The sequence below is a fragment of the Pseudonocardia cypriaca genome (assembly GCF_006717045.1).
Lineage (GTDB): Bacteria > Actinomycetota > Actinomycetes > Mycobacteriales > Pseudonocardiaceae > Pseudonocardia > Pseudonocardia cypriaca.
In genome coordinates this window covers 160,082-173,495 of the sequence record NZ_VFPH01000003.1, presented here as the reverse complement: position 1 = coordinate 173,495, position 13,414 = coordinate 160,082, and the positions used below count along the sequence as shown (strand labels likewise).

General features: G+C 74.0%; 16 protein-coding genes. 12 read left to right on the top strand and 4 right to left on the bottom strand.

Translation table 11 applies throughout. The features are described from left to right. Positions 1 to 15 precede the first annotated feature (15 nt). The 3 genes from tsaB to tsaD are packed head-to-tail and all read left to right on the top strand — an operon-like array spanning position 16 to position 2,194. Entirely contained in the window at positions 16 to 678 is a 663-nt protein-coding gene (gene tsaB, locus FB388_RS32700) for a tRNA (adenosine(37)-N6)-threonylcarbamoyltransferase complex dimerization subunit type 1 TsaB (RefSeq protein WP_142106569.1), read from the top strand. After that, positions 678 to 1,157: a ribosomal protein S18-alanine N-acetyltransferase gene (gene rimI, locus FB388_RS32695; protein ID WP_142106568.1), complete on the top strand. Its 480-nt coding sequence runs from the start codon at positions 678 to 680 to the stop codon at positions 1,155 to 1,157. The genes tsaB and rimI overlap by 1 nt, the downstream gene beginning before the upstream one ends. Then, positions 1,154 to 2,194: a tRNA (adenosine(37)-N6)-threonylcarbamoyltransferase complex transferase subunit TsaD gene (gene tsaD, locus FB388_RS32690; RefSeq protein ID WP_142106567.1), complete on the top strand. Its 1,041-nt coding sequence runs from the start codon at positions 1,154 to 1,156 to the stop codon at positions 2,192 to 2,194. The genes rimI and tsaD overlap by 4 nt, the downstream gene beginning before the upstream one ends. On the opposite strand, the gene FB388_RS32685 is transcribed toward tsaD, so the two are convergent. Next, positions 2,172 to 2,651, bottom strand: a complete 480-nt coding sequence (locus FB388_RS32685; protein WP_142106566.1) for an HPP family protein — start codon at positions 2,649 to 2,651, stop codon at positions 2,172 to 2,174. The two genes, tsaD and FB388_RS32685, sit on opposite strands and share 23 nt — an antisense overlap. After that, positions 2,648 to 3,202, bottom strand: coding sequence for a carboxymuconolactone decarboxylase family protein (locus FB388_RS32680; protein WP_142106565.1), 555 nt, complete (start codon positions 3,200 to 3,202; stop codon positions 2,648 to 2,650). The genes FB388_RS32685 and FB388_RS32680 overlap by 4 nt, the downstream gene beginning before the upstream one ends. A gap of 95 nt (positions 3,203 to 3,297) precedes the next feature. On the opposite strand from FB388_RS32680, the gene FB388_RS32675 reads away from it, so the two are divergent. Continuing rightward, a complete protein-coding gene (locus FB388_RS32675; RefSeq protein WP_142106564.1) occupies positions 3,298 to 3,852 on the top strand; it encodes a TetR/AcrR family transcriptional regulator in 555 nt (184 codons plus the stop codon). Positions 3,853 to 3,862: 10 nt separating this feature from the next. On the opposite strand, the gene FB388_RS32670 is transcribed toward FB388_RS32675, so the two are convergent. Continuing rightward, positions 3,863 to 4,420 (bottom strand): CGNR zinc finger domain-containing protein, encoded by a 558-nt coding sequence (locus FB388_RS32670; protein ID WP_142106563.1) that lies wholly within the window; start codon positions 4,418 to 4,420, stop codon positions 3,863 to 3,865. 80 nt (positions 4,421 to 4,500) lie between these two features. Between FB388_RS32670 and FB388_RS32665 the strand changes: the two genes are divergently transcribed. Continuing rightward, the gene (locus tag FB388_RS32665; RefSeq protein ID WP_142106562.1) at positions 4,501 to 5,484 is read left to right on the top strand and encodes a DMT family transporter; all 984 of its coding nucleotides are present in this window, start codon (positions 4,501 to 4,503) and stop codon (positions 5,482 to 5,484) included. Here FB388_RS32665 and FB388_RS32660 read toward each other — a convergent pair. Further along, the gene (locus FB388_RS32660) at positions 5,369 to 6,301 is read right to left on the bottom strand and encodes an aldo/keto reductase (RefSeq protein ID WP_211362400.1); all 933 of its coding nucleotides are present in this window, start codon (positions 6,299 to 6,301) and stop codon (positions 5,369 to 5,371) included. The genes FB388_RS32665 and FB388_RS32660 overlap by 116 nt on opposite strands. A gap of 198 nt (positions 6,302 to 6,499) precedes the next feature. Between FB388_RS32660 and groES the strand changes: the two genes are divergently transcribed. The 7 genes from groES to FB388_RS32625 all read left to right on the top strand — a co-directional run bounded on the left by groES (position 6,500) and on the right by FB388_RS32625 (position 13,385). Beyond that, positions 6,500 to 6,790, top strand: coding sequence for a co-chaperone GroES (groES, locus tag FB388_RS32655; RefSeq protein WP_142106560.1), 291 nt, complete (start codon positions 6,500 to 6,502; stop codon positions 6,788 to 6,790). Positions 6,791 to 6,888: 98 nt separating this feature from the next. Further along, positions 6,889 to 8,511, top strand: coding sequence for a chaperonin GroEL (groL, locus tag FB388_RS32650; protein ID WP_142106559.1), 1,623 nt, complete (start codon positions 6,889 to 6,891; stop codon positions 8,509 to 8,511). A 115-nt stretch (positions 8,512 to 8,626) separates the two neighbouring features. Then, positions 8,627 to 9,562 carry a MerR family transcriptional regulator gene (locus FB388_RS32645; protein ID WP_170225955.1) on the top strand — a complete coding sequence of 312 codons (936 nt, stop codon included), beginning with the start codon at positions 8,627 to 8,629 and terminating at the stop codon, positions 9,560 to 9,562. Further along, positions 9,559 to 10,500 carry a hypothetical protein gene (locus FB388_RS39730; RefSeq protein ID WP_170225954.1) on the top strand — a complete coding sequence of 314 codons (942 nt, stop codon included), beginning with the start codon at positions 9,559 to 9,561 and terminating at the stop codon, positions 10,498 to 10,500. The genes FB388_RS32645 and FB388_RS39730 overlap by 4 nt, the downstream gene beginning before the upstream one ends. Positions 10,501 to 10,665: 165 nt before the next feature. Beyond that, positions 10,666 to 11,262, top strand: coding sequence for a response regulator transcription factor (locus tag FB388_RS32635; protein WP_075942692.1), 597 nt, complete (start codon positions 10,666 to 10,668; stop codon positions 11,260 to 11,262). Between the two features lie 392 nt (positions 11,263 to 11,654). Further along, positions 11,655 to 12,227 (top strand): sigma-70 family RNA polymerase sigma factor, encoded by a 573-nt coding sequence (locus FB388_RS32630; protein WP_142106557.1) that lies wholly within the window; start codon positions 11,655 to 11,657, stop codon positions 12,225 to 12,227. Continuing rightward, complete coding sequence (locus FB388_RS32625) at positions 12,228 to 13,385, top strand: anti-sigma-D factor RsdA (RefSeq protein ID WP_142106556.1); 1,158 nt, start codon at positions 12,228 to 12,230, stop codon at positions 13,383 to 13,385. The last annotated feature ends 29 nt before the right edge of the window (positions 13,386 to 13,414 follow it).

The window sequence follows — 13,414 nt, the reverse complement described above, 5'->3', positions numbered from 1 at the left end:
TCGTAGGCTCGACACGTGCAGGTCCTGGCCATCGACACCGCCACGCCCGCCGTCACCGCGGGTGTCGTCGAGCTGACCGACGACGCCGTCCTGCTGCGGGCCGCGCGGGTGGAGCACGACGCCCGCAAGCACGCCGAGCTGTTGATGCCGGCCGTCCAGGCGGTCTGCGCGGATGCCGGCACACCGTTGCGCGAGATCGACGCCGTGGTCGTCGGGGCGGGGCCGGGGCCGTTCACCGGGCTGCGGGTCGGCATGGTCACCGCCGCCGCGCTGGGTGATGCGCTCGGCGTACCGGTGCACGGCGTGTGCTCGCTCGACGCGATCGCGGTGGACGCGGCCGGGGAAGGCCCGCTCCTCGTCGTCACCGACGCGCGGCGCCGCGAGGTCTACTGGGCCGCCTACGACGAGTCGGGGGTGCGGGTCGACGGACCGCACGTCCACGCGCCAGCCGTGGTGGTCGAGCGGGCGCGCGAGCTGGGGGCGGTGGCTGCGGCAGGCGGCTCGGCTGCGCTCGTCGGGCTGCCGGCGCGGCCGCCGGAGTCGCCGTCGCCGACGGGGCTCGTCACGGTGGCGGCTGCGGTCCTGCGCGCGGGCACGGCGCCGGACCCGCTCGTGCCGCTCTACCTGCGCCGCCCCGATGCCGTGGAGCCCGGCACCCGCAAGCGGGTGAGCGCCTGATGCCCGCCCCGGCGTCCCGAAGCTCGGTGCAGATCGACGTGCTGCGCGAGTCGGACGCGGCGCGCTGCGCCGAGCTGGAACGGCTCCTCTTCCCGGGCGACGACCCGTGGAGCGAGCGCGCGTTCCGCGACGAGCTGCGGGCGGGCCATCCGTACCTGGCCGCCCGGGACGGCGAGCTGCTGGTCGGGTACGCGGGGCTCGGGTTCGTCGCCGGGCCGCCGCAGGCGGAGGCGGAGATCCACACGATCGGCGTCGACCCCGCCCACCAGCGCCGCGGGATCGGCCGCGCGCTGTTGCGCGGGCTGCTCACGGTGGCCGACGAGCTGGGCGCCACCGTGTTCCTAGAGGTCCGCACCGACAACGAGGCCGCGCAGGCGCTCTACGAGGCCGAGGGGTTCACGGTCGTGGGGCTGCGCAAGCGCTACTACCGGCCGAGCGGCGCGGACGCGTACACCATGCGGCGGGAGCGCACATCATGATCGTCCTGGGCATCGAGACCTCGTGCGACGAGACGGGCGTCGGCGTCGTGCGCCTCGACGACGCGGGCGGGGTGGAGCTGCTCGCCAACGAGGTGGCCTCCTCGGTGGACGAGCACGCCCGGTTCGGCGGTGTGGTGCCCGAGGTGGCGTCGCGGGCGCACCTGCAGGCGATGGTGCCCGCCGTGCACCGCGCGCTCGGCACCGCAGGCGTCTCCGGCCGGGACGTCCAGGCGGTCGCGGTCACCGCCGGTCCCGGGCTCACCGGTGCGCTGCTCGTCGGGGTCGCCGCGGCCAAGGCCTACGCGGCCGCCTGGGACGTGCCGCTGTACGGGGTGAACCACCTCGCCGCGCACGTCGCCGTCGACACGCTGCAGCACGGCCCGCTGCCGCCGTGCCTCGCGCTGCTGGTCTCCGGCGGGCACTCGAGCCTCCTCGACGTGCCCGACATCGCAGGCCCCGTCACCCCGCTCGGCGCCACGATCGACGACGCGGCGGGCGAGGCGTTCGACAAGGTCGCGCGCCTGCTCGGGCTGCCGTTCCCCGGTGGCCCGCACATCGACCGGGTCGCCCGCGACGGCGACCCGGCCGCGATCGCGTTCCCCCGGGGCCTCACCGGTCCGCGGGACGCGCCGTTCGACTTCTCCTTCTCCGGCCTGAAGACGGCCGTCGCCCGCCACGTCGAGGCCCTGGAGCGGGCCGGCACCCCGGTCCCGCTGGCGGACGTGGCCGCGAGCTTCCAGGAGGCCGTCGTCGACGTGCTGACGGCCAAGGCGGTGCGCGCGGCCCGGGAGCGCGGGATGGAGACGCTGCTGCTCGGCGGCGGTGTGGCGGCGAACTCGCGGCTGCGCGCGCTCGCCGAGGAGCGCTGCACCGCCGCCGGCATCCGGCTGCGGGTGCCCCGCCCCGGTCTGTGCACGGACAACGGGGCGATGGTGGCCGCGTTGGGTGCCCACCTGTTCGCGGCGGGGGCGAAGCCCAGCCCGGCCGACCTGCCGGCCGACTCCTCGCTGCCCGTCACCGAGGTCCTCGTCGGCTGACGGGGTCCGGCTGCCGGTGGCGGGCGCGGACCGCGACCGCACCGGCCACGGCCGCGCCCCCTGCCAGTACGACCAGTGCCACCGGCGAGTGCAGCACCGGCTGCAGCGCGACCACGCAGCCGGCGGCCGCGGCCGGTGGGTGCAGCGCATCGAACCCCGCCATGAGCGCGACGGCCAGCCCTGCGCCCAGTGCGATCGCCGCGGCCGCGTGCCACCAGGGGGCCGGCGTCGTGGCGAGGCCGAGCGCCCCGCTCGCCAGCGCCCCGCCCAGCGTCGAGAGCGCGTAGCCGGCGAGCACCACGCGCGGACGCGCCGCCGGTGCCGCCGGGGTGGCGACGACGAGGGCGAGCGTCGCGGCGAGCGGGGCCGCGGGCCCCGGGCCGGCGTCGAGCAGGGTGCCGGCCACGGCGACCACCCCCGCTCCCGCCGCCACGGCTGTCGCCAGGAGCCACCTCACGCCGCGGCCTCGTCCACCGTCGTGCTGACGCGGGGGAAGTCGAGCGGTGGGCGGGCCACGTGGTTGACGTAGTTGGAGAGGGCGTTCAGCGCGACGTGCGCGACGACTTCGAGCACCTCGGCGTCGGTGACGCCGGCTGCGCTGGCCTCCGCCAGCTCGTCGTCGGCCACCCGTCCGCGCTGCGCCAGTACGGAGCGCGCGAGCCGGAGCACGGCCCGGGTGTGCGGGTTCTGGCTGTCCGCGCGTCGGGCCCGGATCAGGTCCTCCTCGCTGATCCGCATCCGGTCGCCGCGGAAGGAGTGTGCGGAGACGCAGTATTCGCAGTCGTTGTCCTGCGCCACGAGGAGGGCGAGGAGCTCGCGTTCGACGGGGCCGAGCGCGCCACCCGCCAGGGCGTCGCGCAGGCCGAGGTACCCGCGCAGCGCGGCGGGTGAGTGCGCCATCGACGCGTAGAGGTTGGGCACGCGGCCGAGCTGCCGCTGGGTGTCGGACAGCAGCCGGCGCTGCTCGTCGTCGGCGTGGTCGACCGTCAGCGGCGGGATGCGAGTCATAACAGCGCTCCAATCGGTACAGATCTGTTCCGTCTTCCGGACGGTACAGATCTGTACCGTCTGGGGTCAACGGAACAGAGCTGTACCGTTGTGAGGTGGCCCGGAACGCAAGGGAGCGATTGCTCGACACCGCGGAACGGCTCTTCTACGCCGAGGGCATCCGAGCGGTGGGGATCGACCGGATCCTCGCCGAGTCCGGCGTGGGCAAGGCGTCGCTCTACCGGCACTTCCCCACGAAGGACGACCTCGTGCTGGCCGTGCTGCGCAGGCGCGACGGGGAGTGGCGGCAGTGGCTGCGCGACGCCGTCGACGAGCGCGGCGCACCACCCGCCCGGCGTCCGCTCGCGGTGTTCGACGCCCTCGCGGAGCGGTTCGCGTGGGCCGACTTCCGGGGCTGCGCGTTCATCAACACGATCGTGGAGGCCGCGGACCCGGGAAGTCCCGCCCACGCCGTGGCGGACGAGCACAAGCGCAGGCTCACCGGCTACCTGGCCGACCTGCTGACCGACGCGGGCCACTCCGATCCGCAGGCGATGGCTCCGCGGATGACCCTGCTCGTCGACGGCGCCATCGTCACGGCACTGCGCGAGCGCTCCCCGGCCGCCGCGAAGGTGGCCAAGGGCATTGCCGAGGTGCTGCTCGCCTCCTAGGAGCGCCCTCCTAGTCCCGAGCGCGCGCCCGCGCCCGGTGGGCCCGGACCCGAGCGCGGACGCCGCAGCGTTCCGCGGCGCACCAGCGCCGGCGGCCTGCGGGGTCGAGGAAGGCCATCCGGCAGTCGTCGGCGGCGCAGGCGTGCAGGTGCCCGGCCTCCGGGCCGCCGAGGTGTTCGAGGGCCTGCCGGGCCACGCGCGCGAGCGCGACGGCCGGTGTGGCCGGCGGGGCGGGTGCGGGCCGCCCGTCGCGCTCGACCGCGCGCAGCGGGCCGTCCGCGTCGAGCCAGCGCTGGAGCGCTCGCAGCGGCGCGGCCGGGACCGGGGCGCCGTCCAGCACGGCGAGCGCGAGGGGGCGCAGCGTCTCGCGGAGCTCCCGCGCGTTCGCGACATCGGCGTCGGTGGGGGCCTGTTCCGCCGTGAGCCGGTGGTGGGCGAGCCAGCGCTGCAGCACCTTCGGGCCGGCGAGCCGCTCGACGGGTTCCGGCCCGTACGCGCCGCCGACGGTGGCGAGCAGGTCGAGCCATGCGGCGCCGGTGTCGAGGCGCAGCTCCGGTGAAGCGGGCACGAACACGAGTGTAACGACTTGACGCGTTACTCCTCGCCCGTCAGCCTGTAACGGGTCAAGGTGTTACAGAGGGAGGCGATGTGGACCGGGCGCTGGGACCGCTGTTCGTCCTGCTGTGGAGTTCGGGCTTCCTGGCGGGCGCGTTCGCGACGCGCGACGTGCCGGGGCTGTCCCTCGCGGCCGTGCGACTCCTGCTGGCCGGCGGGCTCCTGGTCGCGGTAGCGATGGTCACGCGTGCCCGCTGGCCGCGCGGTCGGCGGGAGTGGCGCGACCTGGTCGTCACGGGCGTGTTGATCCAGGCGGTGCAGTACGGCGCGACCAGCTGCGCGCTCGCTCTCGGGGTGTCGGCCGGGCTCGCCGCGCTGGTGCTCTGCCTGAGCCCGGCGGTGGTCGCCGCACTCGGCGGGCCGGTGCTCGGGGAACGGCTCGGCCCGCTCGGGTGGCTCGGGTCCGCGGTCGCGGTGGCCGGGGCGCTCGTCGCAGGCCTCGACCACCTCGACGACGGCGGCAGCATCGCGGGGCTCGCCCTGCTCGGGCTCGGGCTCGCCGGGTTCGCCGGTGGAACCGTCCACCAGAAGCGCGTGGGTGCCGCGATGGACCTGCGCACCGGCTCGGCCGTTCAGGTACTGGTCGGTGCGGTCGTGCTGGCGCCGCTCGCCCTCCTGGTGGACGGCAGCGTCGTCCTGCCGCACACACCGACCGGTGCCGGCGCGCTCGCATGGCTGGTCGCCGTCAACTCGGGCGCGGCCGTCCTGCTGCTCTTCGTGCTGCTGCGCCGGGGCACGGCGGCCTCGGTCAGCGGGCTGCTCTACCTCGTGCCGCCGGTCACCGCCGTGCTCGCCGTCCCCGTCCTCGGCCAGCCGCTGGAGCCCCGGACGCTGGCCGGACTGGCGGTCACGCTGGTCGGAGTGCTGCTGGTGGTACGCGCGTCACGACGTGGCTCGACGCCTACGCCGACACGTGGGACAGCAGCCTCAGCTCGTCGTCGGTCAGGTGCAGGTCCAGCATCGGCAGCAGCGCGGCCAGCTGCTCGGAGTTCCGGGCGCTGGCGATCGGTGCGGTGACGGTCGGCTGGTCCGCCAGCCAGGCCAGCGCCACGGCGGGGACCGGGACCTCGTGGCCTGCTGCGATCTCGTCCAGCACCGCGAGCACGGCGCGGCCGCGGTCGTCGAGGTAGGCGAGCGCCCCCTCGGAGCGCTGGCTCTCCACCGGCGTGTCCGGCCGGTACTTGCCGGTCAGGAAGCCCTTCGCGAGCGCGTAGTAGGGCATGCAGGCCAGCCCTTCGCTCTGGACGAGCGGGGCGAGCGCGTTCTCGTACTCCTCGCGCTCCATGAGGTTGTAGTGCGGCTGCAACGCCACGTAGGAGGCGAGGCCGTCTCGGGCGGAGATCTCCAGCGCCGACCGCAGCCGCTCCGCGGTGAAGTTGGAGGCCCCGATCGCGCGCACCTTGCCCGCGCGCACGAGCGCGTCGAACGCGTCGGCGGTCTCCTCCTGCGCGGTGTCGGGATCGTCGCGGTGGGCGTAGTAGAGGTCGATGTGGTCGGTGCGCAGTCTCCGCAGCGAGTCGTCGACGGCCTCTGCGATGTTCTTCGCCGAGAGCCCTTTGCGCTCCGGCCACGAGCCCACCTTCGTGGCGACCACGACGGAGTCGCGGTTGCCGCGGGAGGCCATCCACTCCCCGATGAGCGACTCCGACTCGCCACCGGAGTTGCCCGGCGCGCGCCAGAAATAGGAGTCGGCGGTGTCGACGAAGTTCCCGCCGGCGGCGACGTACGCGTCGAGCACCGCGAAGGACGTATCACGGTCTGCCGTCCAGCCGAAGACGTTGCCGCCCAGGCAGAAGCGGGTGACCTCGAGGTCGCTCGAGCCGATCTTCACCATGGTCGCCAAGCCTACGAGCAGCGACGACCGGGCGCTGACGCGGCAGGGGTGCCGATGTTTGAGCGTTGGCACTCTCATGGGTAGAGTGCCAATGGAACGGCCCGGACGTTCCGGCACCCGCGACGACGGGACGCCCGTGCGCTGTCCACCAGAACCCATTCAGCGAGTGCACGCACCCCAGGAAGGGGAGGTCATCAAGTGGCGAACATCAAGCCGCTCGAGGACAAGATCGTCGTCCAGGCCAGTGAGGCCGAGACCACCACCGCGTCCGGCATCGTCATCCCGGACACGGCGAAGGAGAAGCCCCAGGAGGGCAAGGTCCTCGCGGTGGGCCCGGGGCGCATCGACGACAACGGCAACCGCGTCCCGCTCGACGTGAACGTCGGCGACGTCGTCATCTACTCGAAGTACGGCGGCACCGAGGTCAAGTACAACGGCGAGGAGTACCTCATCCTCTCCGCCCGCGACGTGCTCGCGGTCGTCAACTGACCCACCATTCCGTGTCGCCGCCGCCCCGGTGGTCCCTCGACCGAGCGGGCCGCCGGGGCGGCGGTGTTTTCGGCTGAGAGCTGAAGGAAGAGGCAGGTATGCCGAAGCAGATCAGCTTCGACGAGACGGCGCGCCGGGCGCTGGAGCGCGGGGTGAACCAGCTGGCCGACGCGGTCAAGGTGACCCTCGGCCCGCGCGGCCGCCACGTCGTGCTGGACAAGAAGTTCGGTGGGCCGACCGTCACCAACGACGGCGTCACCATCGCGCGCGAGATCGACCTGGACGACCCGTTCGAGAACCTGGGCGCCCAGCTCGCGAAGACCGTCGCCACCAAAACGAACGACGTCGCAGGTGACGGCACCACAACCGCCACCGTGCTCGCCCAGGCCATGGTGGCTGCGGGGCTGCGCAACGTGGCAGCCGGCGCCAACCCCACCGCGCTCGGCAAGGGCCTCTCGCTCGCCGCCGACAAGGTGGCCGAGGTGCTCAAGGAGAAGGCCATCCCCGTCGAGGGCAAGGCCATCGCGCAGGTCGGCACCATCGCCTCCCGCGAGGAGGAGATCGGCGCGCTCATCAGCGAGGCGCTCGAGAGGGTCGGCACCGACGGCGTCATCACCGTCGAGGAGGGCTCCACGCTCGCCACCGAGCTGGAGATCACCGAGGGCCTGCAGTTCGACAAGGGCTACCTCTCGCCGTACTTCGTGACGGACGCCGAGTCGATGGAGGCCGTGCTCGAGGACGCCTACGTCCTCCTGCACCAGGAGAAGATCAGCGCGATCGCCGACCTGCTCCCGCTGCTGGAGAAGGTGCTCGGCGAGGGCAAGCCGCTGCTGATCGTGGCCGAGGACGTCGAGGGCGAGGCGCTGTCCACCCTCGTCGTCAACTCGATCCGCAAGACCATCCGGGTCGCCGCGGTCAAGTCGCCGTTCTTCGGCGACCGCCGCAAGGCGTTCATGGACGACCTCGCGACCGCCACGGGCGGCACGGTCATCAAGCCCGAGGTCGGCCTCAAGCTCTCCGAGGCCGGGGTGGACCTGCTGGGCCGGGTCCGGCGCGTCGTGGTCACCAAGGACAACACCACCCTCGTCGAGGGTGCCGGGTCCAAGGAGGCCATCGAGGGTCGCGTCGCGCAGCTTCGCCGCGAGATCGACGAGACCGACTCCGACTGGGACCGCGAGAAGCTGCAGGAGCGGCTCGCGAAGCTCGCAGGCGGCGTCGCCGTCATCAAGGCCGGTGCCGCCACCGAGACCGCCCTCAAGGAGCGCAAGCACCGCATCGAGGACGCCGTCTCGGCCACGCGGGCCGCGGTCGAGGAGGGCATCGTCCCCGGCGGCGGTTCCGCGCTGGTGCAGGCCGCCAAGGCGCTCGACGGCGGGCTGGGTCTCACCGGTGACGAGGCCACCGGTGTCGCCATCGTGCGCAAGGCGCTCTCCGCGCCGCTGTTCTGGATCGCCGCCAACGGTGGCCAGGAGGGCGCGGTCGTGGTCGGCAAGGTCGCAGACCAGGAGTGGGGTCAGGGCTTCAACGCCGCCACCCTCACCTACGGCGACCTGATGGCCGACGGTGTGATCGACCCGGTCAAGGTCACCCGGTCCGCCGTGGTGAACGCCGCGTCGATCGCCCGGATGGTGCTCACCACCGAGAGCGCGGTCGTCGACAAGCCGGAGGCCCCCGCCCCGGCCGCGGGCGGCCACGGGCACGGCCACGGGCACGGCCACTGAGCGAAGCTCACCGGGCGAACCACCCGACGAACGGCACCCCCATCCGATGGGGGTGCCGTTCGTCGTTTCAGGGCCCGGGTTGCCCGCACCGGGAGGCGGCGTCGACGATGGGGCGGTGGTCCATACCGCGCCCGCGCCGGGTCTCACGGTGGCCGCGACCGCCCGCCGGCTCGGAGTGGCGCCCGGCACCCTGCGCACCTGGGACCGCCGCTACGGGATCGGGCCGAGCGACCACGCGCCCGGCCGGCACCGCCGCTACTCGATGGCCGACGTCGCCCGCCTCGAGCTGATGCAGCGCGCGCTCGTGCGCGGGGTGTCCCCCGGCGACGCGGCGCGCTACGCGATGTCCGTCCCCGAGCCCGAGCTCGCGCGGCTGCCGCCGGACGCGGACGAGGCGCGTCCCCGGGTCGGGGGCCGCGTGCTGCGGCTTCCCGGTGTCGGTGGCCGGGCCCGCGGGCTGGGGCGCGCCGCGCTGGCGCTCGACTCCGTCGCGGTCTCCGACCTGCTCGCCGACTCCGTGCGCAGCGACGGGATCGAGACCACGTGGGACGAGGTCGTGCGGCCGGTGCTCGGGGCCGTCGGCACGCGGTGGGCGGACACCGCGACGGGCGTGGAGGTCGAGCACCTCGTCACCGCGTGTGTGAGCGCCGTGTTCGGGGCGCTCCTCGGCGGGGCGGATCGGTCCGCGGGCGACGTGCGCCCCGTGCTGCTGGCCGCCATGCCGGGGGAGCAGCACGCCCTCCCGATCCTGGCCCTCGCCGCGGCGCTGCGCGCGCACGGCGTCGCCCACCGCTACCTCGGCGCGGACCTGCCGGCCGGCGCCCTCGCGGCGGCGACCCGGCGCACGGCGCCCGTCGCGGTGGTGCTCTGGTCGCTGATGCCGCAGACCGCCGACCCGGAAATGCTCTCCGCCATGCCTCGTACGCGCCCGCGCTACCGCACTTTCGCCGCAGGCCCCGGCTGGGACGGTGCTGCGCTCCCGCAGCGCACCGGCCGGCTGACGTCGCTCCGCTCCGCCGTGGCGACGATCAGCGCCGCGGTCCTCGTGTGACGGCGGATCTCCGGGCCGCGGCGTTCGGCGCCCACCCGGGTGCCGCCGTGCGTGTGCGGCCGGGCATGCCGGCCGCCGACCGCTGGCTGGTGGCGGTGACCCTCGGCGCCCAGGGCCGGTACGCGGCGGCCGCCGCCGTCCTCGAGGACCTGCTGACCGCGCCCGGGACACCTCCAGCTGTCGCGGCGCACGCCGCCGTCACGCTGGCCGCCCACCGCCGGCAGCTCGGCGGGCACGCCGCGGCCAGCAGGCTCGACGCGATGGGGCTGCGGCTGGCGTCCGCTGCGCCGCACGGGCCGCCCGACGCCGACGGGACCGACGCGCTCGCTGCACGCGTCGACGCGCTGGTCGGGCTCGCAGCGGACGCGGTCGGGACGGGTGCGGCGGGCCGGGCCCAGCGGCTGCTCGACGCCGCGGACGACGTGGTGCGCGGGCACCCCGCCCGGCGCCCCGTGGTCCGGCTGGGTTGGGTTCGCGCCGAGCTGGCCCTACTGCGCGGCGACGCGACCGCGGCCGTGGCACCGGCCGAGGCCGCGCTCGACCTCGCGCTCGCGAGCGGGTCGGTGCGGCACGTGCTCAAGTCGCGGATCGTCCACGCGGTCGCGCGGGCGGTCGCGGGCGCCGACCCGCGGGAGGTGCTCGCCGAGCTGGATGCCGCCGCCGACGACGCGGATGCGCTCGGGCTGCCGACCATCCTCTGGCCCGCCCGCTACGCCGCCGCCGATCTGGCCGAACTGGCCCCGAACGGAGTCTCGACAGCAAACGACACCGCCGCTCGAACGGCGGATCGGTCGGTGAACGGCCGGCCGAGCGACGCGGCGCGCCGACGACACGCCGGAATGGCCACGGTGAGCGTCATCCTGGGCCGATGTGACCCGGTTGGTAGGCGCCTGATGAGGGAGGGTCTGGGGTTGGGTGCTCGGCACCCGGTAACCTAATTACTCCGTTCGGTCCTACGTCACCCACATGACGAGTGCCACTTGGCGCAACACTCCCGAATGGAGGGCACAACCGGCCCTGATCGTGTCAAGGTGAACTTGTCACCCGCCGATGAGGGGGGTGACACATCACCCGGCTGCAGGAAGCTGCAGGAAGGAATCGTCGTGACGACGGTACTCATCTGCGACGATCGTCGCAGCGTCCGCGAAGGCCTGACCCGCGTGATGTCCGCGGTGCCGGGGGTGCACCGGATCGATTGCGTTGCGCACGGGGACGAGCTGCTGGCGAGGTTCTCCCGGCAGCCGGTGGACGTGGTTCTGGTCGGTACGCAGCGTGCGGTGCCCACCGGGGTCGAGGCCACGCGGCGGCTGGTCGCCGCCCATCCGCAAGCCAACGTCATCGTCTTCGGCGCCCCCGACGACGCGGGCAGCATCGCCGCCGCGATCGCCGGTGGTGCGCGCGGCTACTTGCGTTGGGACGCGTCGCGCCCCGAGCTGGTGGCCGCGCTCGCGCACACGCTTGCGAGCACGGCCGTGCCGACACCCCGTGCGCCAACGGATCCCGGCGTGCAGCTCACCGAGCGCGAGCTCCAGGTGCTGCGCGGCATGAGCCAGGGCAAGAGCAACGGCCAGATCGGCCGCGAGCTCTACCTGTCGGAGGACACGGTCAAGACCCACGCCCGCCGGCTGTTCCGCAAGCTCGGCGTGCGCGACCGCGCCCAGGCCGTCGCCCACGGCTTCCGCCGGGGCCTCGTCTCCTGATCCGGGAGGCGACGAGCGCGGGGAGCGGCGCCCACCGAGGTGCCGCTCCCGCTCGCGCTGCGTGCCTGTCGCCCGCTTTCCGACCGGCACGCCCCTGAGCTACTCCTCCGACACGCAGCTGTTCGCTCGCTGTGTGCAACGACGCAACACGCGCCCCGCGGTGTAACCTTCCCGGGGGTGCTTGAGCACCCGATCGGGTGGTCGTCGTCCGGAATCGGCAACCCATGGCCTCCATCGTGCGTCTACCTCTGGAGACGAAGTAGCCCATCCCGGTCCGCCGAGCGGCTTCGCTACGGTGGTCCGTAATGAGGCACGGTTGAACACTCTCCGTGGTCAGCCTCACGAACGGATGATGCCGAAGATGTTCCGTAACGCGCGTCCCACGGCCCGCGATGAGTGAGCAGACAGACGTACCCGACGAACTGGTGGCCCGTGCCATGACGGGCGACCACCAGGCCGTCGGGACACTGATCGCGCTCATCCGGCCCATGGTCGTGCGCTACTGCAGGGCACGCCTGGGCCGAGTGGACAGGTCGTCGGTCTCCGCCGACGACGTTGCACAGGAGGTGTGTTTGGCCGTGCTCACGGCCTTGCCCGGGTACCGCGTGCAGGGACGCCCGTTCCTCGCGTTCGTGTACGGGATCGCCTCTCACAAGGTGATCGACGCACACCGGGCAGCCACTCGGAACCGGTCGGAGCCGGTCGCGGACATCCCGGACTCGGTCGAGGTGGCCGACGGGCCCGAACAGCGCGCGCTGCGGATCGAACTGTCGAGCGAGATGGGCAAGCTGCTCGACACGCTCCCCGACAAGCAGCGGGAGATCCTCGTGCTGCGCGTCGTCGTTGGACTGTCTGCGGAGGAGACGGCCGAGGCCGTCGGCTCCACCCCGGGAGCCGTCCGGGTGGCACAGCACAGGGCGCTAGCGCGCCTGCGGAAGTCGATGCCCGAGGAGGAGGTGGTCTGAGTGCCCGATGACACGCGCCACCCCTTCGGCGCCGGTCGCAACGGCCACAGCGGCACGAACGGGTCGCGGCCCCCCGGTATGCGGTCGCAGCCCGTCGCCTTCGACGAGCTCGCCGATCCGGTCGACCTGGTCGCAGTACAGGCCGACGACGAGCTCATCAACGCCCTCGCCGCCGGTATGTCCGTCTCGTCGCCCGGTGTGGGCGGCTACGACGCCGACGATCGCGTCGCCGCGATCCTCGCCGCGTGGAAGGCGGACGTCGACGCCGAGCCGATGCCGGAGCTCGTCGACGTCGACACGGCCGTGTCCACCGTGCTCGCCGCGCGCCAACCGTCCGGGCGTTCCCGGCACCTGGTGCCGGTCGCCGCGGCGGCCGCGTTCCTGGTGCTCGCGATCGGCGGTGTGTCGGTCACCTCGTACAACGCCCAGCCGGACGACGCCCTGTGGGGCATCTCGAAGGTGCTCTACAGCGAGCGGGCCGAGTCGGTGGAGGCGGCGGCCCGCGTCGAGGAGCGGATCGAGAACGCCAAGGATGCGCTCGCGTCCGGGCAGCCGGTGCGCGCCGCGCAGGAGCTCGCCCAGGCGGAGAAGGACCTCCAGACCGTGCGTCCCCAGGAGGGGCAGGGCGAGCTGGCGGAGGCGCAGGACTTCCTCCAGGCCAAGGCCGCGGAGACCCCGGAGGGCACCAAGGTCAACCCGGCATCGCCGCTCGCCACGCAGCCGTCGCGGCCGGTCCCGGACAGCGTGCGCGGGTCGCGGCCGTCGGAGTCCGATGACCCCAGCACCCCCACCCGTCGGCCGGACTCCTCGTCCGCGGCAGGCGAGGGTGAGCCCGACCCCGACGTCGCAACCACCCCCGACGAGAACACCGGCAACCCCACCACCCAGCCCACGAACGACCCGCGGCGGGCGGTTGCCCCCGAGCAGGGTGGCCCGGCGCACACGAGCGAGCCGGCAGCTCCGCCACCCGGCAACGGCGAGGGCGGACCGGACAAGCCGGCGACGGGCGGGAGCAACCCGCCTGCCACCACGGAGGGCGGTCCCGACCACACCACCTCGCCCGCGCCACCGCCGCGGCAGGACGAGGGCGATGGCGAAGCACCCGACACCGGCGGCCCCAGCGCCTCCGGCGAGGAAGCACCCGCCACCAGCAACTGACCACGAGCACGACGAAGCCCCCCGATCGC